The 22,941-nt window shown below is 62.6% G+C and carries 15 protein-coding genes and 8 pseudogenes; 12 read left to right on the forward strand and 11 right to left on the reverse strand.

Features of this window, described 5'->3' with window-relative positions:
- Nucleotides 1–135 precede the first annotated feature (135 nt).
- From RW095_RS03575 to RW095_RS03600, 6 genes and pseudogenes are all read right to left on the reverse strand, one after another.
- On the reverse strand, nucleotides 136–1,167 hold the full coding sequence (locus RW095_RS03575) for a porin (RefSeq protein WP_317016448.1): 1,032 nt from the start codon (nucleotides 1,165–1,167) through the stop codon (nucleotides 136–138).
- 145 nt (nucleotides 1,168–1,312) lie between these two features.
- Nucleotides 1,313–1,987: pseudogene (locus RW095_RS03580) on the reverse strand (porin); the annotation flags it as partial.
- Nucleotides 1,988–2,459: 472 nt separating this feature from the next.
- Nucleotides 2,460–4,928: a membrane-bound PQQ-dependent dehydrogenase, glucose/quinate/shikimate family gene (locus RW095_RS03585; RefSeq protein ID WP_317016450.1), complete on the reverse strand. Its 2,469-nt coding sequence runs from the start codon at nucleotides 4,926–4,928 to the stop codon at nucleotides 2,460–2,462.
- 279 nt (nucleotides 4,929–5,207) lie between these two features.
- Nucleotides 5,208–5,896, reverse strand: a pseudogene (locus RW095_RS03590) (IS6 family transposase).
- Between the two features lie 174 nt (nucleotides 5,897–6,070).
- Nucleotides 6,071–7,438: pseudogene (locus RW095_RS03595) on the reverse strand (GMC family oxidoreductase); the annotation flags it as partial.
- Nucleotides 7,438–7,606, reverse strand: a pseudogene (locus RW095_RS03600) (gluconate 2-dehydrogenase subunit 3 family protein); the annotation flags it as partial. The pseudogenes RW095_RS03600 and RW095_RS03595, both read right to left, overlap by 1 nt.
- A 46-nt stretch (nucleotides 7,607–7,652) precedes the next feature.
- Here RW095_RS03600 and RW095_RS03605 point away from each other — a divergent pair.
- The 5 genes from RW095_RS03605 to RW095_RS03625 all read left to right on the forward strand — a co-directional run bounded on the left by RW095_RS03605 (nucleotide 7,653) and on the right by RW095_RS03625 (nucleotide 11,798).
- Nucleotides 7,653–8,198: a cytochrome ubiquinol oxidase subunit I gene (locus tag RW095_RS03605; protein WP_317016734.1), complete on the forward strand. Its 546-nt coding sequence runs from the start codon at nucleotides 7,653–7,655 to the stop codon at nucleotides 8,196–8,198.
- A gap of 498 nt (nucleotides 8,199–8,696) precedes the next feature.
- Entirely contained in the window at nucleotides 8,697–8,885 is a 189-nt protein-coding gene (locus RW095_RS03610) for a hypothetical protein (RefSeq protein ID WP_317016451.1), read from the forward strand.
- A complete protein-coding gene (locus tag RW095_RS03615) occupies nucleotides 8,882–10,294 on the forward strand; it encodes a cytochrome ubiquinol oxidase subunit I (protein ID WP_317016453.1) in 1,413 nt (470 codons plus the stop codon). The genes RW095_RS03610 and RW095_RS03615 overlap by 4 nt, the downstream gene beginning before the upstream one ends.
- Before the next feature lie 6 nt (nucleotides 10,295–10,300).
- Entirely contained in the window at nucleotides 10,301–11,293 is a 993-nt protein-coding gene (gene cydB / locus RW095_RS03620) for a cytochrome d ubiquinol oxidase subunit II (RefSeq protein WP_317016454.1), read from the forward strand.
- Between the two features lie 205 nt (nucleotides 11,294–11,498).
- Entirely contained in the window at nucleotides 11,499–11,798 is a 300-nt protein-coding gene (locus tag RW095_RS03625; protein WP_317016456.1) for a hypothetical protein, read from the forward strand.
- A 97-nt stretch (nucleotides 11,799–11,895) separates the two neighbouring features.
- Here the strand turns inward: RW095_RS03625 and RW095_RS03630 are convergent.
- Nucleotides 11,896–12,632 (reverse strand): annotated as a pseudogene (locus tag RW095_RS03630) (DNA-binding protein); the annotation flags it as partial.
- 208 nt (nucleotides 12,633–12,840) lie between these two features.
- Here RW095_RS03630 and RW095_RS03635 point away from each other — a divergent pair.
- From RW095_RS03635 to RW095_RS03650, 4 genes are all read left to right on the forward strand, one after another.
- Nucleotides 12,841–13,494, forward strand: coding sequence for a hydrolase (locus tag RW095_RS03635; protein ID WP_317016736.1), 654 nt, complete (start codon nucleotides 12,841–12,843; stop codon nucleotides 13,492–13,494).
- A gap of 110 nt (nucleotides 13,495–13,604) precedes the next feature.
- Entirely contained in the window at nucleotides 13,605–13,895 is a 291-nt protein-coding gene (locus RW095_RS03640; RefSeq protein WP_317016457.1) for a XapX domain-containing protein, read from the forward strand.
- Nucleotides 13,892–15,793, forward strand: coding sequence for an amidohydrolase (locus RW095_RS03645; protein WP_317016459.1), 1,902 nt, complete (start codon nucleotides 13,892–13,894; stop codon nucleotides 15,791–15,793). The genes RW095_RS03640 and RW095_RS03645 overlap by 4 nt, the downstream gene beginning before the upstream one ends.
- Before the next feature lies 1 nt (nucleotide 15,794).
- Complete coding sequence (locus tag RW095_RS03650) at nucleotides 15,795–16,250, forward strand: DoxX family protein (RefSeq protein ID WP_317016460.1); 456 nt, start codon at nucleotides 15,795–15,797, stop codon at nucleotides 16,248–16,250.
- A 9-nt stretch (nucleotides 16,251–16,259) separates the two neighbouring features.
- On the opposite strand, the gene RW095_RS03655 is transcribed toward RW095_RS03650, so the two are convergent.
- Nucleotides 16,260–17,077, reverse strand: a protein-coding gene (locus tag RW095_RS03655; protein ID WP_317015035.1) for an IS5-like element ISRme6 family transposase whose coding sequence is annotated in 2 segments (ribosomal slippage) — nucleotides 16,260–16,729 and nucleotides 16,729–17,077 — 819 coding nt in all. Because the reading frame shifts where the segments join, the coding sequence is not laid out codon by codon here.
- 102 nt (nucleotides 17,078–17,179) lie between these two features.
- Between RW095_RS03655 and RW095_RS03660 the strand changes: the two genes are divergently transcribed.
- The 3 genes and pseudogenes from RW095_RS03660 to RW095_RS03670 all read left to right on the forward strand — a co-directional run.
- A complete protein-coding gene (locus RW095_RS03660) occupies nucleotides 17,180–18,115 on the forward strand; it encodes a glyoxalase (protein WP_317016462.1) in 936 nt (311 codons plus the stop codon).
- Nucleotides 18,116–18,149: 34 nt separating this feature from the next.
- Complete coding sequence (locus RW095_RS03665; protein ID WP_317016463.1) at nucleotides 18,150–18,842, forward strand: YoaK family protein; 693 nt, start codon at nucleotides 18,150–18,152, stop codon at nucleotides 18,840–18,842.
- 151 nt (nucleotides 18,843–18,993) lie between these two features.
- Nucleotides 18,994–20,024: pseudogene (locus RW095_RS03670) on the forward strand (alginate export family protein); the annotation flags it as partial.
- Nucleotides 20,025–20,270: 246 nt separating this feature from the next.
- Here RW095_RS03670 and RW095_RS03675 read toward each other — a convergent pair.
- From RW095_RS03675 to RW095_RS03685, 3 genes and pseudogenes are all read right to left on the reverse strand, one after another.
- A pseudogene (locus RW095_RS03675) lies at nucleotides 20,271–20,740 on the reverse strand (hydrolase); the annotation flags it as partial.
- Nucleotides 20,717–20,896, reverse strand: a pseudogene (locus RW095_RS03680) (IS6 family transposase); the annotation flags it as partial. The pseudogenes RW095_RS03680 and RW095_RS03675, both read right to left, overlap by 24 nt.
- A 573-nt stretch (nucleotides 20,897–21,469) precedes the next feature.
- On the reverse strand, nucleotides 21,470–22,894 hold the full coding sequence (locus tag RW095_RS03685; protein ID WP_317016465.1) for an MdtP family multidrug efflux transporter outer membrane subunit: 1,425 nt from the start codon (nucleotides 22,892–22,894) through the stop codon (nucleotides 21,470–21,472).
- Nucleotides 22,895–22,941: the final 47 nt, after the last annotated feature.

Below are 22,941 nucleotides of genomic sequence, written 5' to 3' on the forward strand. Positions count from 1 at the left end.
GGGACACATGTAGAGCGAGTCGGCGGGAGCGCTCTGTCGTTCTGAATGAGCGTCAGGCGGGCGCAGCAATCGAAGGCGCTGCGCGACAAAGCGCAATTCAGAAAAAAGCGTCTCACGCTTTCCGACAGCGCAACGCTAGAAACGGTCGATCATCCCGAACTGTACGCCCCGCACGGAGGCCCCTGGCCAGGAAGGCGCGAGGCCCGTCACGTTCACTCCGCGCAGCGTGAACTCGCCTTGGCCGTGATTGCGTAACCAACCGGCGCTCGCATAGAGCAGCGCGCTCCTTGAGACGTCGTACTCGCATGCCGCGCTCCACTGGTCGGCATTGTTGTCACCACCCGAGCGGTCACGCAAATAGGCGTAGCCGAGTGAGGCGCGAAAGCGTGTATTGAGCGCGTAGCGCGCGGAAACGGATACACCGTCGTTGTGATATCGCGGCGTACCACCATCGCCGTTGAAGAACGATAGAAAGCTCGTGACCGGACCGAACACATACGAGACGCCGCCCAGGTTGGCGCGCAGCGCGCCGCTGCCGTGCGTCTGTTGATGCGCGTACGAGATGCGAAAAGGCCCCTCGCGCCATGTGAAGGTCTCGATGTGGCCGGCGAGCCCATTGCCGTCGTCGTCGCCGCTGTCGCGTAGGGATGCCAGGATGGTCGTGGAGAAGCCGTGCAATTCGGGCGAGAGATAGGTGATCGCATTGCTCTCGTACGGCGTGATCTTCGAGAGATTGTCGAGACCCGAAGCGATCGTGCCTGCCTCGAAAGCATCGAGCTGGCCCTTGAACGGGATATAGATAGGCGAGTACTGGCGGCCGATACGCACGGTGCCGTAAAGCGTATCTAATCCGATCCAGGCCTGGCGGTTGAAGGCCGTGTTCGCGACGGCGAAGGAACCGTCGGCCGAACTGAAGCCGTTCTCCAAGTTGAACAGGATCTTGACGTCATTGCCGACGTCCTCGGCACCGCGCAGGCCGAAGCGCGATCCACGATAAGCGCCGGAATCCATGCGCGCAACGTAGCCCGCGCCCGGGTTGGTGATTTCAATGCTCGTGTCAAGCGCGCCATAGAGCGTGACGGCACTTTGCGCATGCGCGAGAGTCGCGTGCACCGCGATCGAAACCAGCACGACGCAGACTCGCGGCGCCAGGCGTGATTGGATCATTCTGGAACCTGGAACGCGGTGTGTGCTGCTATCGCTGCGGCAGCGCATAGGCAATCACAAAGTCGCCGAGCTTTGTGCCGAACGAGCCATGGCCGCCCGCCGCGATCACAACGTACTGACGGCCGTTGATCGAATAGCTCATAGGCGTGGCCTGACCGCCTGCGGGCAGGCGGGCCTGCCACAGCTGCTCACCGTTGGTCACGGCGAACGCGCGGAGGTAGTTGTCCCCCGCCGTCGCGGCCCAGCGCGGCGTGGCCTCATACGTGGCGCCCAGCCAGTAGTGGTCAGCGCTGTCGGCCACGCCTGCGGGCGAATCGGGCGCCGCGTAGTGCGTGTAGGCAGCCTGGATCTTGAACTTCTGCGCGCGCACGTCTGCACCGACGAAATACTCGCGCGAGGCCGTGAAGATGTTGGAGAAGCGTCCGCTCGAATCGCGTAGCCCGTCGTAGATGCCGCGCACGTCGAAGAGAGGAGAATGGTACGTGAGCATGATGCCGTCCGAGCGGCCGAAGTCGCCTTCGGCGCCGTTGTTGAAGCCGCTAGCCTGATTGCCAAAAGCAGACTGGCCCTGAACGTCAAAGTCATGGAAGACCGGGCTGTGGTACTCGACGTTGTTGCTGGTCTGCTGCCAATTGCGTCCGCGCACGAGCGAAGCCGATGACACGCCCTGCTGCACGAACGGATCGAATCCGCAGACGCCGTCGCTATCGATAAAAAGATTGCGCCCGGCCTGCAACTGGCCCCACGTCTCGCTCTTGAGGCCTATATACGCGCGGCGCGAGAAGAGCTTGCCGCCGCCAGTCGTGCCGTTCATGATCTGCAAGCACCCATTCATTGTTCGCCGTGATTCGCACAGATCGTTGAGTACTGCCCTGACGTTCCGAAACTTGAGAATGCATACTACGAGGCGTAGCGGCCACCTGGTATGACATATTTGTTGTAGCCAGTTACCCTGTTTTCGCTCGCGGTTCTGGTGGACTCCCAATACCTACGGTATAAAAAAGAAGCAAGTAACTCCAAGTCCTGGTCAACGTTCGCCACAGCACCGGCGCGATGCAGTCACCGTTACACAGCACGAATCCCCATCCCACACCTGAAAGATGATGGCCCAGCCACAGCTGCGTTTCGGCATTCTCGTATTCCCCGAAAACGGCACGGCGGAAATGCTGATCCGCAACCAAGCGTTCTCAGTTGCGCAAGCCAACCGCAGGGAAACGACGTCAGCGCTGCGTAACGGATGGGTGATCCGACGCGGCGCCAACAGTGGATTGACCGAATGCTCCGGAACCGGCTCACGGGACTGCCGGTTTCGGGATGGCTGCTTCATCCGGCAATGCGAACGCCACCAGCGCATCGCTCACGGGCGTACGCATGAAGTGATGCCCGCCCGCCATGATCACGATATATTGCTTGCCGTTCGCCGAATAGGTCATCGGTGTCGCCTGTCCGCCGCCCGGCAGGACCGCGCTCCACAATACCTCGCCCGTGCGGATATTGATCGCCCGGATCTGGTTGTCGGTCGCGGCCGCGACGAATATCAGATTGGCCGCGGTGATAATCGGCCCACCGTTGTTCGGCGTTCCCACCTCAATCGGCATGAAGGTGGGTAAGCCAAACGGCCCGTTGGATCGTGCTGTGCCGAGCGGATGTTGCCAGACGACCCGGCGGCTATGCATGTCGATCGCCGTGATCATCCCATACGGTGGCTCATTGCACAGCACCTGCGTGAACGGCATCAGGAACGGCTGAACGTCGATTCCGTACGGCGTCTCCGCCATCGCCCCCGGACCTTCGGCGCCCGATTTTTCCGTATGGCGTGGATCGTCGATTGAGTACAGACCGATCTCGTCCGCCTGTTTACGCGTCAGCAGTTGGTCGTACATCGGGGTGTTGTTCCAGTTTGCAATCAGCACGCCTGTGTTCGGGTTATACGCGACGCTGCCCCAATTACTGCCGCCGTTGTAACCCGGATACTCAATCCACGGCTTGTCTGTGCCAGGGGGAGTGAACTCGCCTATGTAGTGTGCTTGACGGAACTTGATCCGACAGTACAGTTGGTCGAACGGTGTCATCCCCCACATCGTCTTTTCCTGCAGATCGGCGAAGCCGAGACGCGGCATGCCGATGGACCACGGCTGTGTTGGCGCGCGCGGATCGCCCGGCACGTTGCCCTGCGGGGCAGGACGCTCGACGACGGGCGTTAGCGGTTTGCCATCCCGGCGATTGACGACGAACAGTTGACCACGCTTTGTCGGGATCACCATTGCCGGCACCGGGCCTGCGTCGGTCGGATATTCGAAAAGCGTCGGCTGCGAACCAATGTAGTAGTCCCAGACGTCTTTATGAGCGGTTTGGAACACCCACCGCTCCTCGCCCGTTGCGGCGTCCAATGCGACGATCGACGACGCCACGCGATTCTCGTTCGGCGAACGCGTCGCGCTGAAGTAGTCGGCTGCCGAGTTGCCCGTCGGGATATAGACCATCCCGAGACTCTCGTCACCGACCATCGGCCCCCACGAGTTCGGCGTGCCACGGCTGAAATGCTCGCCGGGGCCCGGCTCACCGCGCTGCCCTGGGCGATTGACGTCCCAGGCCCATTTGAAGGCTCCGGTGTCCGCATCGAAGCCGCGGATCGCGCCTGACGGCGCCCAGCGCCGCTGGCCGTCCAGCACCTCGTGATTGACCACCACCGTTCCCTTGACAATCACAGGCGGCGACGTCATCGCGACAAATCCCGGGACCGTCTCGCCCAGGCCCTTGAGCAAGCTGACTTCGCCGTGCGTGCCGAAATTCTCGCAGGATTTGCCGGTCGCCGCGTCGACGGCGATCAGCCGGCCGTCGATGGTGCCTTCGATAATTTTCTCGTGGCACAGCGATCCCGCCGCAACGGCGGCCGACACGTAATGCGCGAGGCCGCGGCAAGCGGCCGTATACGGCACGCTCTCGTATTGCGTCCCCACGTTGTGGGTCCAGATTGCTTTGCCGGTGACGGGATCCAGTTTCGCGAGATTGTTCGTTGCGGTACACAGGTAGACGCCGTCGCCGAGCTTGATCGGCGTCATTTCCGCGGCCCATTTGTTTAGCTTGTCCTTAGGCGGCAAATCGCCGGTGTGATACACCCACGCCACCTGTAGATTCTTAACGTTATCGGCATTGATCTGATTGAGTGGCGAGTAACGGGTCGCGTCGGTGTCCCGGCCGTAATGAGCCCAGTCCGAATTTGCCTGCGCGGCGCGCTGTGCCGCGCGTGTGCCCCCGTCGACGACGAGGGGAGCCGTCGATACCGGCGCGATGGCCGAGATGGTAGCCTGTGGGATGAACGACAGCGCGAACGTAATGCCCGCGAAGGCAACGCATGCGCCCGCGAGCACCCTGGACCAGCGCCGCCTGTTGCCTGTCCGTCCTGCGCCGTCGACGAGCCGAGGCAGCATGAGCGCGACGAAGAACGCTAGTCCGGTGATGAAGCCCATCCGGGGCACCCAGCCCCACAGACGCGCCGCCGTTTCATAGAGCGTCCATACCAGACTAATGGCGTAGGCCAGTCCGAATAGCCACGCACCTTTCAAGCGTCGCCGGCACAACAACACCCCAGCCCACGCGAATAGGACGCCCGCAATCACGTAGTACGGAGATCCGCCCAGTACCAGCAGCCAGATGCCACGGAGCGCCATCGCCGCGCCGCTGAACGTGACCAGAGCGGCGATCACCCGATCCCACACTGCTAGAAAAGCGCCTTGTCGCGTACTTTCTTTTCCACCCATATATCCCTCCCCGTCTGAAGTCGACATCACCAAATTTGGAAACGCTACTCTCTGAAAGTAACGCGATCAGCTTTGAATAAAAGGTTATTGCAGGCACGAACGCGTTACGAACTCGTGACTCGTTTCACATGCGCTCTCGGGCGACCGAAACAATTCAAGCGTACTATCCGGCAGGTTCAGCAACGTGTCCCCATCGACGAAACCTGGTGCTCCTCTCTGCAGGGCTTTGCCAAGTCGACGGCTATAGACAACTTTTTTGTTAACGCTTAGTTATACCTATTAAATAGTTTTCTGAGATGCGGTAGTGAAAGTCCACCCATGCCATGTGACGAAGCGTTCCTGGAGTACGGCACGATGACATGCCGCGTTCATCCGATGTCTGGGCAGCGCGAAGTGCTGCCGGATCGGGCCAAAGCATGAGAGAAACACTTGCGCGCGACGCGCATCGCGAAAGCCGCACATCTGGCGTTCGCGCCTGCGGGTCGGCTGGTGGCTGTTCTCGGCACGGTTGTTCACCCGTGCAGCCGCCTTGACGAAAACGTGTTTTACATGAGCGAGCTCAGGAATGTCAGCCTGCGCCGCCGGATAGCTGCGCAACTGGTCGGTCACGATCTTGCGCGGCACCGGGTTTGAACACTGCACCCGCCGGAAGAAGCGAGTTCAGCACCGTGCTCGTCGACCGCTCCCCACAACAGATCCGGGTCGCCGCACAGCGTCACAAACATCTCGTCCAGATGCCATATGCTGCCCGGCCTAGGCCGCGCCGCTTTCGCGCACTGACCGAATCCAGTGCCGAACTTGTCACACCAGCAACGGATCGTTTCGTACGTGACCACCACAACATGCTCGAGCAACAACTCCTCGACGTCGCGCAGGCTCAGGCTAAACCGGAAATACCACCGAACCGCGCAGCTGATGACGACAGCGGGGAAGCGGTGACCGTGATAAAGCGATTTCGTTTTTTGCATCACTTCATTCTACTGCCGCCTCCCCCATCAACCTGACAGTGCCCATCCAATGGATGGTGCAGTGGCTTCAGCACTTTCGCGATGCCTGGCGGTAATGTCTTGTGCGGCGTCTTGCCCGTCGTGGCCATCGTAGTCGTCTCAACTTCGAGTGCCGAATTTCACACGATCGCCTTAAGTCGGATCGAGGTCGAGGAACACGTCGCGGTACGACATGTTGCTGCCGTGCGCGTCCATCGAAATGGTGTGCGCGTAGTGGTCCTTTGCCGACTTCTTCCAGTCGGCGCCCCAGTTCGGCGTGCCGGCCGGCGTGGCGATGCGGCTGATCGGCTTGGTGCCCGCCTGGTTCACCCACAACGGCGAACCGCCGACGAAGCCGAGCGGACCGTGATCGAAGTTGTCGGCGTTGAAGTCGTCGACCGCGACGCCGTTGCCGCCCGCGCCCATGAACGGATTGGTGAAGGTGTCCTTGTCGAAGAACGCGGTGATGGTCGAGAGGTTCTGGTACGCGAAATTGCGGCCGACCACGCCTTCGCCGGAATCGGGTCATACGGCTTGCCGATGCCCGACAGCAGTAGCAGATGGACGTTGTGATACTGGAACGCCGCGACGATCACCAGATCGGCCGGCTGGAACACTTCGTTGCCCGCGGGATCGACATACGTCACGCCCTTGGCACGCTTTTTCGTGTCGTCGAGTTCGACGCGCAGCACGTGGCAGCGCGAACGCAACTCGAAGTTCGGCAACTGCTTCAGTGCGGGCAGAATGTTGAGATTCGGCGACGCCTTCGAATACATGTAGCACGCGTAGCCGCTGCAGAAGCCGCAGAAGTTGCACGGGCCCATCTGCACGCCATACGGGTTGGTATACGGCCCCGACGTATTCGACGATGGCAGATGGTACGGATTCAACCCGAGTTCGCGCGCGGCGTTGCCGAAGCGCTCCGCCGAATACGTGTTCAGTTGAGCGGCGAGCGGAAAGTTGTCGCTGCGCGGCGCTTCGAACACGTTGCCGTCGCCCACTACCTTGCCGTTGACCTTGTACGCCTGGCCTGAAGTGCCGAACACTTTCTCCGCGAAATCGAAGTGCGGTTCGAGTTCGTCGTAGCTGACGCCGTAATCCTGGATCGTCATGCCTTCGGGAATGAAGCGCTTGCCGTAACGTTCCTCGTAGTGGCTTTTCAGGCGCAGCTCTTCCGGCGTGATGCGGAAATGCACGCCCGACCAGTGCAGGCCCGCTCCGCCGACGCCTTCGCCCGGCAGAAACGCGGCTAAACTGGCGATACGGCAGGGCGGTATCGTTTGGCGTATGACGGATCGGGACCGTGGTCTTCGAGAGATCGAGGAACAGCTTCTTGCGGACGTTGTAGGTCAGCTCGTCGATCGTGTTCGGATACGCGCCGTCCGGATAGGTGTCGCGATACTCGCCGCGTTCGAGCGCGACCACTTTGAGGCCGGCCTCGGTGAGTTCCTTCGCGAGGATCGCACCGGTCCAGCCGAAGCCGATGATCACCGCATCGACGTGCGGTTTGGTTTGCGTAGTCATTACGTGCGCTTTCCTTGAATCGACACGGGCCGTACGGATAGGCCACGCCGTTCTGGTTGACGAAGTCCATGAAATCGGCGCGCGCGCCGGGGAAGCCGATCATCTTCCAGCCGGCCATGTCGCGATGCCGTCGTGGATCGGATCGCAGAAGTAGCCTTCGCGGGTGTTCGCAGCGATCGAGGCGCGCTGGCATGACGAACAGCTGGCAGCCGAAGTGCTGATCGCGTGGCCTGACGAGGTACACGAAAAGAACGACTATGCGATCTCGGTGCCGGTGTTGGGCAGCCTGATTGCATCAATGACGCTCGATTCGAAGGAGGTCGGACTCACTAATTTTCCGCGCAGCGAGCGACCGCCGGTCGTCATCCCTTTCTTCACGTTCAGGGTCATGGTAGCGTGTAGCCTCATCATGCTGCTGGTCGCCTGGGGTGGCACTCTTCTGTCGCTCAAGGAGCGTTTGCTGCAACGGCGTGCGCTGTTGTGGACAGTATTCCTGTGCTTTCCGGGTGTAGTTGAAGATCTCGTGCAACGACAGTGTCGGCGGCGGTCCGCGTCGGCCACGACTCAGGTGTGGCAAGATAAACTCCCTGAACTGCGCCTCGCTCAATTTCGTCGGAATCGCTTGCCATCTGGGCTTACCCGTAATTCGATGCGTCCAGAAATCTGGACTTTAGCCGATTTTCACCTGACGCTCAAAAACCCAGTCTGCGCGGGGTTGGCAGACAAATTCGACCAGCTCGAAAAACCCGCAACCAGTTGACCGTCAGCGATCAAGAATCGCGACCGTTTAGATCTGGAAGACGGTCGCAAGCTGAGGTCCCTCAAGCGCTACCTGCGGAAATATGGCATGTCTCCCGAGCAATCCCGCGGCAAGTAGGCCTTCCCAAGGACTATCCCCGCCTTGCGCTAGACATCCCCCGACAAGGGGATTTTTTCATCGAACGTCCTATCGCAAGATACGTCCGGGCCGCGAGACGCCGCGTGTCCACGCCTAGCGTCGCTGCTCAACAAGCGTCGAGCGCCAATAGCCTCGCTGGGTTGATTCCAGATTCATGTAATAGCGGTCAGACATCCAGCCAGCTAACATCGAAACCAGGTAGAACACTGAAGCGACCACAGTCCGATGACTTTAGGGATCCTATCGGAGTCGCTGGCGTGCGCAAACGCTGGCCAAATACAGCGGTCTCAACCAAATGGATATTTAACGCCATGATTCGCATTGGAATTTGACTGTGTTCCCGGACCGACGAGAGCAACCATGAATGCTACGTTCACATCCCCGTGGCGCTTGCTGGGGGCGGTCTTTGCGGCCGCGCTAGGCATCGCCTTCTTCTTCTTCATCATCGGCGTCTTCGGTCTGTCCGCGGCGATCATCGCGCTCGCACTCTTCGTCGCGCTAGCCATGACGATCTCCCGGCGCCCACAAACCGAACGGAAACAGCCGTGAGCCTCGACTCCGCCATCCTCGCGCGCGTCCAGTTCGCGTTCACCGTCAGCTTTCACATCATCTTTCCGACGATCTCCATCGGACTCGCCGCGTTTCTGGCCATTATGGAGGGGTTGTGGCTGAAGACCAAAGACCCAGTCTATCTGCAAATCTACCGCTTCTGGCTCGGCATCTTCGCGATGGGCTTCGGGGTCGGCGTGGTCACCGGAATCGTCCTCTCGTTCGAATTCGGCCTCGGCTTCGCCAGATTCGGACAGACCGCCGGCCCGGCCATCGGCCCGATGATCGGACTGGAGGTCCTGACTTCCTTTTTCCTGGAAGCCGGGTTCCTCGGCATCATGCTGTTCGGCTTCAACCGGGTCGGACCGAAACTTCACTTCCTCGCCACCTGCATGGTCGCGCTCGGCACGTTGCTATCGGCATCGTGGATCCTCTCGGCCAACAGCTGGATGCAAACCCCTGACGGCGTGGTGGTCGAACACGGCCGGGTCGTGGTGACCGACTGGCTGAAGGTGATCGTCAACCCCTCCTGGCCCTACCGCCTGCCGCACATGCTGCTAGCGGCCTACATCACCGGGTCGTTCCTCGTTGCCGGTGTCGGCGCCTGGTATCTCCTGCGCGGCGAACATGAAGCGTTCGGACGCCGGACTGTCTCGATCGGCCTCACCTTTGCCACCCTATTGATCGGCTGCCAGGTTTTCGTCGGCGACATGTTGTACGGGAAAATGCTCGAGCATCAGCCTGCCAAGATGCAGGCTGCAGAAGGCTTCTGGGAGAAACAGTCGCAATCGCCCGCGCCCTATTACTGGTTCATCGTCCCGGATCAGGAGAACCAGCGCAATCGTTTCGCGCTCGGCACCCCTTACCTCGGAAGCATCTGGCTGACCCATAGCCTGGACGGCCGGGTCGAAGGATTGAAGAACACGCCGCGCGACCGGCAGCCTGTCATGGGTTGGGTCTTCTACGGCTTCCGGACGATGTACGTCCTCGCCATCATCATGTTCGGTGTCTGTATTGCGTCGCTTTGGTTGCGCTGGCAGGGCCGCCTCTTCACCACGCGCTGGTTCCTGCGAGCGCTCGTCGTGATGACGCCATCCGGCGTGATCGCGACGCTCGGCGGGTGGTATCTCGCCGAGACGGGCCGCCAGCCCTGGGTGATCTACAACATCCTGCGCACAGCCGACGCCGTCTCGCCTGTACCCGCAAGCGTGCTACTCTCGACGCTGATCGCGTTCGTTTGCATCTACGCGCTTTTCATGACGGCTTTCCTGATTTTCACCTTCCGCATGATTCGTCGCGGCCCGCAGACGGCACCGTCTGAACCCGTGGCCACCGGTTCGCTCAAGCATGCGCTGAAGCCCGCTGTGATGAATGATCCTGCCGGCCGCGACCCGGCACCCGTGGAGTAGCCCGCCATGAATCTGCCGTTGCTCTCCGCGCTGTTCACCGCCTTCGCGCTGTCGCTCTACGTCCTGCTGGACGGCTTCGATCTGGGCGTGGGCTCACTGCTTCTTGCGCAGTCCGACGAACGGCTGCGTGACCGCATGGTCGATTCGATCATGCCCACTTGGGACGGCAACGAAACCTGGCTGATCATGGCCGGTGTCGCGCTGCTCGCCGCCTTCCCCATCGCCTACGGCGTGTTGCTTCCGGCGTTCTATATACCGCTAATCGTCATGTTGCTGGCGCTGGGATTGCGCGGCGTTTCGTTCGAGTTCCGTTATCAGGTCCAGCAGGGCCGACGCTTGTGGGACGCGGCGTTCGGTGTCGGTTCGATCGTGGCCGCGCTCATGCAAGGGGTGATCGTCGGTGGACTCATTCAGGGGGTGTCCGTCAATGGCGAGCGTTTCAGCGGCAGCGTATTCGATGTCTTCCGGCCCTTCCCCGCGCTGACTGCCATCACCTTGCTCGCCGGCTATGTTGTCCTCGGCGCCGGCTGGCTCCATCTGAAGACGACCGCGCGGCTGCGTGGATTTGCCGAGCGCTGCCTGCGTCTGGCAGCGCCTGCCTTTATCTGCCTCGCGGTCGCAACCTGCGTCACCGCCGCGTGGGTTCAACCCGGCATCCGCGCGGCCTGGGCCGCACACACGTTCGCGCTGACCGTGATCTCCATTCTGTTTGCCGGCACGACTGCCACCCTCCTGCGGGCGATCGGCGGCCGCGTCGACGGACGTCCTTTCTTTCTGGCGCTGGCTCTGTTCGTGCTGGGCGTGGCGGGCCTTGGTTTTGGCACCTTCCCTGGCATCGTGCCCTTCCGTCTCACGCTCTGGGCTGCCGCATCGTCGACCCTCAGCCATGTCTTCCTGCTGGTGGGCGCGCTGATCGTCACGCCGGTCGTGCTCGCCTCTTCAGCCTTCGCGTATCGCACTTTCCGCGGCAAGACGCCCGAGGGGGGATGGGAAGTATGAGCCCCCGCGGCCGACGTCTGAGCTGGTTCGGCGGTCTCTATCTGGCGGCCGTGGCCACGCTGCTTCTCGTCACCACGGGGATGCATGTGGCCTTGCGGCTCGTCACGTGATCGCCTGCTGTCAAATACGGATAGGCTGTTGCAATGTGTGACACTGCCTGCCGACCTCGATGCCGGCTTGGCCTCCGCCTATGGCGGCACTCATCATGTCGCCGGCGCATACGCGCCTTCTGCTCATGGGCCTTGGTCTCGCGACCGGGATGGAGTTCTATACGTTCGACACCATGAATGTCGTGCTGGCCGACCAGACCGGCACGCTCGGCGTATCGGCGGACGAAGCGAGCTGGCTGCTGACGCTCTACAGCTGCGCGCTGTTTCTCGGCGTACCGGTCTCGGTCTGGATGGCCGGGCACTATGGTTACAAGCGCTTCCTGATCTCGACCATCGTCCCTTCGCGATCGCTTCGATGGGTTGTGCGATATCCCCGAATCTCGACTCGATGCTGATCTGGGGCGCCATCCAGGGGCTGGCCTGAGCCGGTCTGGTCGTATGGTGGCGCGCCAGAATTTACGTGCTGATGCCCAGCGTGATCACCGCCGCATGCAGCCTCATGTTCTCCGCCTGCACGGCATCCAGCCGACCTTGCAGCACGCCCGCCTGATGCCGTGCGTCGCCCAGCTGTGCCTGCACGGCTTCCATTACGCGGCGATGGTCGGCGTCCTTCCGGTCCGCGCGACGCGTGCCCTCATCGAGCTCCTTCTGCAGCTTCGTTGCGGTACTGCGCTCGCGGTCAATTTCCAGCAGCGCGCGCGTTCCAGACGCCCTGAGCCGCTCCTCCGCGCGTTCAGCCGCTTCCCGCAGTTTTTCCAGATCGCGCGAGAACCCTTCCCTCACCCCCACGAGCTCGCGATCGCGCGCAGCCAGCGCCGCCTGGATCCGCGCCACTTCCGCCTCCAGCGCCTGGTGCTGCGCGTGGCACCTTCGGCCTGCGCCTTGTCCAGCTCCCGGATCTCGACCTGCGCGGCCAGCAGCGCCGCGGTGCGCTGCTCGAGCGCGGTCTCGACGCGACCCAGTTCGTCCCGGGCGGCGGCGACCGACTGCTGCGCCTCCGCCCGCTGCGCCTCGACTTCGCCACGCAGCGCGTCGTGCGCCGTTCCGGCCGATACGGTGGTGCGCGTCCAGAGGGTCGCGACCAGGTCGCCGGCGGCCGCGCTGAGATCCGCGGGCAGGTCGGGATGGTCGATGCGCACCCGGCTCTTCTCGCGCAGTTCCGCCCAGAACTCGCCGAGCACGGCGGTCGGCATGCCCATGCTGCCGCGCCGGACCAGTTGATACTGTCGCAAGCTGAGGTCCCTCAAGCGCTACCTGACGCGGAGATACGGCATGTCTCCCAAGCAATCCCGCGGCGAGTAGGACTTCCCAAGGACTATCCCCCGCCTTGCGCTAGACGTCCCCCGACAAGGGGATTTTTTTATCGAACGTGCTATCGCAAGATACGTCCGGGCCGCGAGACGCCGCGTGTCCACTACTTCCAACCGAGAAACGATGATGCCCCAAGCTCAAGCCAAGCCCGGAAAGCTGCTGCTGTCCCCTTCCGATCACACGCTGATCCTCATCGACCACCAGTCGCAGATGGCCTTTGCCACGAAGTCGATCGACCCGGTCGTGCTGCGCAACAATGCCGCGCTGGTGGCGAAGGCGGCGAAGGAGTTCGCCGTTTCGACGATTGTCACAACCGTTGCCGCGAAGACGTTCTCCGGTCCGATCTTCAACGAGATCCGTTCGGTGTTTCCCGACGAGGCGATCATCGACCGCACCACGATGAACACCTGGGAAGACCCCCGCATCGCCGACCGCGTGAACGCCATCGGCAAGCCGCGCCTTGGGTTCGCGGGCCTGTGGACGAGCGTGTGCATCGTCGGTCCGGCGCTGTCCGCGCTCGACCAGGGTTTCGAAGTGTATGTGATCGCTGACGCGTGCGGCGACGTCACCGACGAAGCGCACGAGCGCGCGATGCAGCGAATGATCCAGGCAGGCGCACACCCGATGACCTCGCTGCAATATCTGCTCGAGTTGCAACGCGACTGGGCGCGCGGCGAGACCTACAACCAGACCGTTGCCACCGCGATCGAGCATGGCGGCGGCTATGGGCTCGGCCTGGTCTACGCGAAGACGATGTTCGGCGGCAGCGAGGCCCACTGATCCCCGGACGCGCCACACCCGCCATCTGAACCGCCGCAGGCGGCCCGGCGCAACGCTCGGGCCGCCTCCGGTTCCCGACCCGAACCCGACGAAGCGAAGACAGCACACCCATGAAGCTCTATCTGCTCTCTCTGGGAGCCGGCGCCCTCGTCGGTCTCATCTATAGCCTGATCAACGTGCGCTCGCCGGCACCACCGCTCATCGCACTGCTCGGTCTGCTCGGCATGCTGGGCGGCGAGCAGGTGATACCGGTTGCGACGCGCCTGCTGTCAGGCACCACCCTGTCGGCCGCATGGCGCGACGCCCATTGCACGAGCCACGTCTTCGGCATTCTGCCGGGCCGCCAGGCTTCAGAACAGGCGCGACGCGAACCGGCCGACACCGAGGAGAAACGCTCATGACTACCTCTCACACCGTTCCCGATCTCATACTGCGCAACGGCCGCTTCACGACGCTCGACCGCGCGAAGCCGGTCGCGAGCGCCGTTGCAATTCGGGAAGGCAGGTTCGTTGCCGTCGGCGACGATGCCGAAGTTGTGCCGCTTGCCGGTGCGACGACTCGTGTGATCGATTTGAAGGGCCGACTGGCTCTGCCTGGTCTCATCGACAACCATACGCACGTCGTACGCGGCGGGTTGAACTTCAATATGGAGCTGCGCTGGGACGGCGTGCGCTCGCTCGCCGACGCGATGAACATGCTCAGGCGCCAGGTCGCGGTCACGCCACCGCCGCAGTGGGTGCGTGTGGTTGGCGGCTTCACCGAGCAGCAGTTCGTCGAGAAACGGCTGCCGACCATCGAGGAGTTGAACGCTGTAGCGCCGGATACGCCAGTCTTCATCCTTCACCTCTATGACCGGGCGCTGCTGAATGCGGCCGCGCTGCGCGTCGTCGGCTATACGAAGGACACGCCCGAGCCGCCGGGTGGCCAGATCATGCGCGATAGCCAGGGCAACCCGACCGGACTGCTGCTCGCGAAGCCCAACGCGGCGATTCTCTACGCGACGCTCGCGCGGGGGCCGAAGCTGCCGTTCGACTACCAACTGAATTCGACGCGTCACTTCATGCGCGAGCTGAACCGGCTCGGCATCACGGGCGTGATCGACGCGGGCGGCGGCTTTCAGAACTACCCGGACGACTACGAGGTCGTCCAGAAGCTGGCCGATGAAGGACAGATGACCATCCGGCTCGCCTACAACCTGTTCACGCAGAAGCCGAAGGCGGAGAAGCAGGACTTCCTCGACTGGACCAGGACCTCGAAATACAAGCAGGGGGACGACTACTTCCGGCACAACGGCGCGGGAGAAATGCTCGTCTACTCCGCCGCCGACTTCGAGGACTTCCGTGAGCCGCGCCCGGACATGCCGCCGCAGATGGAAGGTGAGCTCGAAGAAGTGGTGCGTGTGCTGGCGGAAAACCGCTGGCCGTGGCGCCTGCATGCCACTTACGACGAGACGATCAGCCGGGCGCTCGACGTCTTCGAGAAGGTCAACCGCGATATTCCGCTAGAGGGCATCAACTGGTTCTTCGACCACGCGGAGACGATCTCGGAACGCTCGATGGACCGTATCGCCGCGCTTGGCGGCGGCGTGGCGGTGCAGCATCGCATGGCCTATCAAGGCGAGTACTTCGTCGAGCGCTACGGGGCGGCAGCGGCCGAGGCCACACCACCGGTCGCGAACCTGCTCGAAAAAGGTGTGAAGACCTCAGCCGGCACCGACGCGACGCGGGTCGCTTCATACAACCCCTGGGTCTCGCTTGCGTGGCTAGTGACCGGCATGACGGTAGCCGGTCTGGGTCTCTATCCGCGGCGCAACTGCCTCGACCGCGAGACAGCGCTGCGCATGTGGACCGAAAAGGTCACCTGGTTCTCCAACGAGGAGGGCAAGAAAGGCCAGATTGCAGTCGGCCAGTTCGCCGATCTGATCGTGCCCGACCGCGACTTCTTCGCCTACGCGGAGGACGAGATCGCGCAGACGACATCGGAACTGACGATCGTCGGCGGACGTGTGGTGTACGGCGTGGGCGATTTCGGTCCGCTCGATGACAGCGCGCCGCCGCCCGCGATGCCCGACTGGTCGCCGGTGCGCCGGTTCGGCGGCTTCGCGGCGTGGAAGGACGCTGCGGGCTCGCGCGGCGAAGGCGAATCCACGTTGCAACAGGTCGCAGCCGCGGCGTGCGGGTGCTCCAGCGCCTGCTCGGTGCACGGCCACAGTCATGCGCGCGCGTGGTCGGGCAATGCGCCGGCCTCGGACCTGAGCGCATTCTGGGGCGCGCTCGGCTGTGCGTGCTGGGCGGTCTGACATGAGCACCCTCAAAGCACGCAATCCCGAGTGGGTGAGCACGATCCTCGGATGGCGCTGGCTCCTGCCGGTCGCGCGCGCAGCGCTGGTGTCCGCGTACGTCCTCGGCGGCGTAACCAAGCTCGTGCACTTTTCCGCGGCCGTCGCCGAGCAAGAGCATTTCGGGCTTCGTCCGGGATGGCTCTGGGCGACGCTCGCGATCGTCGTCGAACTTGGCGGGTCGGTCTGCGTGATCGCGAACCGGCTGGTCTGGTTGGGCGCGGGCGGGCTGGCCTGCCTGACGGCCATCGCCATGCTCGTCGCCAACGACTTCTGGAACGCGGCGGGCAACGCGCGCTTTTCGGCGACCAACAGTTTTTTCGAACACCTCGGGCTGATCGCCGCCCTCGTCATGACGGCGTGGCTCTCCGATCTGGATGGCCGGCGCGGCGATGCCCGCTCCCAGCAAAAACACTAAGAGGCCAGTTCAAAAAGGCTGCTCCGTACGCCTGAAGATGTTCCAGCAGACGAGGGCGCAGCCGAATTTCAAGAATGCTTCGTGAATGTCAGCTCGACGATCGAAGCGTATGCGAAGACGACGGAAGTTGTGGAGCCACGAGTGAGTCCGTTCAACGACCCAACGGAATTTGCCCAGACCACTGCCATGTTCAGTGCGGCGCCTTGCGATCACCGGTTTGATGCCGCGTTCGCGCAATCGTTGACGATGCGGATCGGAATCGTAACCACGATCGGCATAGATGACCTTGGGTCTCTGAAGTGGTCGGCCGCGCGCGCCGCGGATCGGGGGAATCGCGTCGACGAGCGGCAGCAACTGGGTGACGTCGTTGCGGTTCGCGCCGGTCAGGATGGCGCTGATGGGAACGCCATTGGCGTCTACGAGGATGTGGTGCTTGGAACCGGGTCGCGAGCGATCCGTGGGGTTCGGGCCAGTTTTTCGCCCGCCCCAACAGCGCGTACCGACGAGGAATCGACAGCAGCGTATGAAAGATCGATCTGCCCGGCCTCGCGCAACTTGTCGAGCAGCAGTTCGTGCAGTCGATCCCATACTCCTGCATTGCGCCAGTCGTTCAGTCGTCGCCAGCAGGTCGCGCCGGAGCCAAAGCCCAATACGGTCGGCAGGTGGTTCCATCGCAGACCGGTTTTCAACACGAACAGGATGCCATTCAACGCCGCCCGATCCGATACGCGTGGGCGACCAGGATGCTCTTTGCGCCGAGGCTTGGGCGGCGGCAGTAACGGTTCGATCAGTATCCACAATTCGTCATCAATGATCGGCGCTTCCATCCCTTGGGTTCCCTTGTTCAGACATCCAAGGTTAACAGTTTGCCGAGAAAGTAAACAGCCCCCTCAGGGGTTTTTGAACTGGCCTAAAGGAACTTCAATACCATGCCAATGATCCGTTCCCTGATCGCGACCGCCCTGCTTTCGGCCAGCGTCGCGATGTCGTTTCCCGCCACCGCGACGCCTCCGCCGCCGATGAGCGGCGCACATGCGGCGCCGCATCCGGCGCGGCCGGCCATTGCCGTCGGAGCGCAGTACGATACGACGCACGTCTATGTCGCGCCCGAGGACTTCGACCGTTTCACAGACAGTCTCGTTGCAACCTTCGGCGGCCACAAGTCACAGCAAGGCGTGTTTCAGGTGACGCCCACGCCTAGCCAGACCATGTCGCAGCTTGTCTTCACGCCGGTCGGCACGCTTTCGGTGTTCGGCTTCAAGACGCCTGTTCCCTCGCCGTTCGGCGGCGAGCGTACGGGCTATCTCGTCACCGACATGGATGCTGCGGTCAAGGCCGCGAAAGCCCACGGCGCGGACGTAACGGTCGCGACGTTCCCCGACCCCATCGGCCGTGACGCGATCATCGAATGGCCGGGCGGTGTGCGCATGCAACTGTACTGGCACACCCAGGCACCGAACTACGACCCGCTGCAGACCGTGCCGGATAACCGCGTCTACGTGTCGCCGGAACGCGCCGATTCGCTGATCCACAACTTCGTCGCGTTCTCGCATGGCAAGGTCGTGTCCGATGAGCGCAACGCGCCGGGCGTCGAAATCGGCCGACCGGGCGACACGTACCGGCGCGTGCGCATCGAGTCAGGCTTCGGCAAGATGACCGTGCTGGCGACGGACGGCCATCTCCCGTGGCCGTTCGGCCGGGAGATGACCGGCTACGAAGTGACGGACCTGGCCGACACGTTGAAAAAAGCCGAAGTCGCGGGCGTGAAGATACTGGTCCAGCCGTTCTCGGCTGACAAGCGCGAGGCGGCGCTTGTGCAATTTCCAGGCGGCTATATCGCCGAGATTCACGCGGCGGCCCATTGATCGCCGGCACGCCGTCGGTCACGGGATTCAAACTATGAAATACGCGGACAGCGCGCCCGCGGCCGTTGCCGGCTATGTGGCTACGCTGAGCTTCGTGGCCCTCTTCGGGCTGTTCACAGCGCACGTGACCGGCAACTTCGTGCTGACCGGCGCCGCAGCGGCCGGCTTCGGGCAGGGCGTTGTGATGAAGCTGATGGCGTTTCCCGCGTTCAGCGCCGGCGTCGTGCTGAGCAGCGTGATCGTGACGGCGACGCGATCCTGGGGATCGAGTCGCGGCGCGGTCTTGCTGTATGGCGTCCAGGCCCTGCTGCTGGGGTTCTGTCTGGCTGGAGTCGGCGTGACGCCGGTGGTCAGCGCGAGCAGCGTGCCGGCTGTCGCATGCGGGATGATCCGCGCCGCAGCGATGGGCGTGCACAACGCCCACGGACGTTTGATCGCGCGCGCCGGCGTCCCGAATACTGTCATGACCGGCAAGGTCACGCAGTCTGTGCTCGATGCACTCGAACTCGTTTCGTCCGAGGTGACGGCGGAGGTGAAGTCAGCGGCTCGCGCGCGCCTTGGCAAGACGCTGCATGCGGTGGCGTGCTTCGGCGCAGGGGCGCTCGCCTATCGGTACGTCATGTTCTGGGCGCTACTAATGCCTTTTGCGGTGCTGGTCTGGCTGGCCGCCGTAGATCGTGACGAGCCGGGCTTGACGGATCGCGCGGCAGGCACAAAGCCGCGCTGACGATCGGGGAAATTCGCGTGTGCGATAGCAGGATAATGATTCGGACTGCGACAAGACGAATGTGGCGCAGGCAGCGCTGTACGTCACGGCGGCGGGAGCGGCGCTTGCCCTGAGTGCTGGGGCGCGTGCGGACGCCGGCACAGCTGCGTCGATGGATACGGCCGCGCCAGCGTGCACGGCACAGCGGCCGCAAGTGATGTTCAACCGGTGGCAGGAGGACTGGTCGGTGCTGGCGAATCCCTGCGTGCCCGCAAAGCCGATGGACGGGCTCAAGTATTTGCCGCTGGGCGGCGATCCGGAATCGTAGCTGTCTCTCGGTGCGAACCTGCGCGAGCGCATGGAGTTCAACGACGCGCCAAGTTTCGGTATCAGCCCGAGACGCGCGGACACCTATGTGACCCAGCGCGCGGAGGTGAGCGCCGACGCCCACGTCGCGCAACACTGGCAGTTCTTCGTGCAGCTCGAAGATGCACGCGCGTTCGGCAAGGATGTCGTGACACCTGTCGACAAGAATCCGCTCGACCTGGAGCAGGCGTTCGTCGCGTGGGTCAGTCCGCTGGCTGGCGGAACTGTGAAGCTACGCATCGGCCGCCAGGAGATGGCGTTCGACTTGCAGCGGTTCATCTCCGTTCGCGACGGCCCGAACGTGCGGCAGGCCTACGATGCCGTATGGGCTGACTATGAGCATGGCAAGTGGCGCTTTATCGGCTACGCGACGCAGCCGGTGCAGTACCGCGACGTCTCGGCGTTCGACGATGTGTCTAACAGGCACCTCACATTCAGCGGCGTGCGCTTCGAGCATCAGGATACCGGGCCAGGTGACCTCTCCGGGTATTACTCGCGATACAACCGGAGCAGTGCGCAGTTTCTCGATGCTAGCGGCAACGAACATCGGGATGTGTTCGACCTGCGGTATGCCGGAAGAACCGGGCACGCCGACTGAGACGTCGAATCGATGGTACAGAGTGGTCATATCGGCAGCAAGCCGATCTTCGCATGGGCGGTTGGCTCGCTTGCAGGCTACACACTGGACGCGCCGTGGTCACCGCGCTTCGGCATCCAGATAGCTGCGGCATCCGGTGACCGGCACCCAACGACGGCCGGGTGGAAACGTTCAATCCACTCTTTCCGAATGGTTACTACTTCACGCTGGCGAGTTATACCGGCTACGCCAACATCCTGGAATCTTTTTTGGATATCCGGATTGTGCGGTTGACGCTCTCGGCGAACGCTGCAGCGCAACGGGTGAGTTCGGGAATGACAGGTGATAAGACTCGATCACTGCAATGCGCCCTTCAATTCGTTCATACGATATGTCAGAAACCTAGCGCTGCTCCGTACGGCCAGACGCTCCTCCGGCGAATGGGCGGGACAATGCAGATTCAAGCCGGAAAGGGCAGTGCCCAATATCCGGTCGGTTGCGGCAGGCTATTTGGCGGGCACCGGCGCGAGCGCTTCGTGCGCACCCGCTGTGCGCTGTGGCGCCTTGTGGACCATTGTAGAATCGTGGTCCAAGCCCATCCCGTACGCACCTTATTGCGCCGTGACGATGGCCATTACCGCGTCGTACGTCTCCCTGTGCGCCCAGTCGCGTTGCCATTCCAGCAGTACCTGTTGCCACGTCATTGGCACGGAGCCGGCCTCGATCATGCGCTGCATCGCGTAGTCATGTATGTCTTTCGACGTGCCGCCTGATGCGTCGGCCACCGTATAAACTTCGTAGCTGCCTTCATTCATGGCGGACAGCGAGAACGTGTTGTTGCGGCCAATCGCAGCCAGCGCGTCACGCACCTTCTGGTCATCCCACGAATTCACCGACGTGCGTTTGAGCACCCGCTGTCCCGGAGCGGGTGCGTGAAACTGGTGAAGCTCTCCCGCCGGACCGGCCCATTGGTCGTCGTGTGCGCGAGAGAAAGGCCGCGTTCGGGCATCATCTCGACAACATCGCGCAGGCTCAGCTTGCAACGCACGTACCGACTAACGCATAAGACGATCACTTCGCGATCGAAATGCCGACCTTCGAACAGCTTGTCAATGCTCCTTAGCTTACTCATTTGTTTGCTCTGCGAACGTCAAAGCGCTGAGCCTAACGCATCGGCCCTCATTTTTGAACCAGAGCCCGGTATCGAAGTGATGCACATCATCAGGAAAGGCAGATGAAAACGGCGAAGGGAACCGCCGTCTGCCGCTGAGCAGTTTCATTCACTGGTAATGTAAAGCATCCTAACAAGATCGACCTGCTTCGGCATCCCCTTCCTATTGCGAAACAAGCATGGCGTCGGGCTCTGTACGGTGTCCTGCACCTATATCTCCTTGCGCCTGGAAATGGATAGTGGGGCTGACACCGGTTCGTCGTTGCATCTCGCATAGGGTGGCAACCCGAGCACTCCCGTCACAGGTGCGATCGGGCATTCGGGGCCATCCGCTAGACGGGGGAGATCAACGGGGAGCGGTCGGAACCGCGTGTTCGTCGACCTGATCGACACTCCGTCCACCCCAATGTCTCCAGGGCAGGGCCCCCTCGACCGGGCGAACCTCCACACTGGCGGAGCCATGGTGTGTCCGACGCGGCACCAATGAGTGAGGGTGGCGGTATCGGCCCGAGCATAACCCCACCGGCGCACCATTTAACGCGGCTTCAGTTCGACGGGCGGATCGGCGCGGTAGCCGCCGCCGAGTGCCTTCGTCAATACAATCTCCTGACTGAGCACTTGACCATCGAGCGTGAGCAGGGCGACCTGTTCCGCGATCACCGGCTGGCGCGCTTCAAGCGCCGCGAGCCGGCTCGTCAGTCCGCGTTGATAGTAGGCTTCGACGCTGTCCCTCGTGAACGCCACCGATTCGATCCGTTGTTTCTGCAACGCGGTCTCCGCATCGAGGGACTGCAGACGGCTGCCCGTCTGGGCGACATCGCGTACGGCATTGAGAACGGCCTGGTTGTACTGCTCGATCAACAGGTTGCTCCTCTCGCGTGCGCCGCCCAGGTTCGCGTTGAGCCTGCCGCCGTCGAAGATCGGTAGAGTCAGGCCCGGAATCAGGTTGATCTGCTGGCTTGCGTGCGTGAAGAGGTCGGCGAGGTGCAAGGCGTTGAAGCCAAAAAATGCCTTGATGTCGAAGCTCGGATAGAACGCCGCTTTCGCCGCATCGATCCGGTCGAACGACGCCTCGACATACCATCGCATCGCCTGCAGATCGGGCCGCCGGACCAGCAGTTCGTATGAGAGCGTCGCGGGCAAGGCCGCCTGCGAGCGCGGCAGCGCGACCGGCTCGATGGCGGGCAGACCAGCGGGGCCCGCGCCGACCAGCGCCCGCATCGATTCGCGAAGCTGCTTGATCTGCCCTTGCGCCGACACGATCTGCTGTTCGATGGCCAGCTGTTGCGCGCGAGCCTCTTCGAGCTGGGTGCGGGCTTCGAGGCCCCGCGCCGCACGCGCTTCGTGTGTTTGCACCGCGAACACCGCGATCTCATGCGATTCATTCAGCAGATCGATGAGCTGATAAGTCGTTTGAATACCGTAGTAAAGCTGCGCGACATCTGTCGAGATTTCGAGTTCGATAGCGGACGTCTCCGCAAGCCGCGCATTGCTCACGCCGAGCGACGCGGCGATCTGCGCACGCTGCTTGCCCCAGATGTCCACGTCCAGGCTTGCGCCAAGCCCGACGATGCCCTCGGTGTACCACGGCCCCGTCAACCCCGCAGCGGGTTCGTTCTTCGCAAACGGGCCGAGAAAGCCGTTCGCGGAAATATGCTCGCGATCCAGCGACGCCAGCGCCGCCACCTGAAGGTTGGATCCCGCTCTGGCAAGCTCCACATCCGACTTCGCTTGCGCGACGCGCGTGCGCGCGATCACCATCGTCGGCGCATCGGCGAGCGCGTGATCGATCAGCGCGTCGAGTTGCTCATCGCGATAGCGCGTCCACCAGCGCGCGGCAGGCCAGCCATCGCGCGCGAGATGGATGTCGTCCGCGAGATTGATCTGCTCGGGCGGGATCTCGGTACGGGGCGTGCCGTTATGATGGATCAGCGCACAACCCGACAGCACGGACGACATCCACGCGACGTATAAAACGCATCGACGCCATCGCCAATCACGCAAAC

The organism is Paraburkholderia kirstenboschensis (assembly GCF_032806925.1).
Lineage (GTDB): Bacteria > Pseudomonadota > Gammaproteobacteria > Burkholderiales > Burkholderiaceae > Paraburkholderia > Paraburkholderia kirstenboschensis.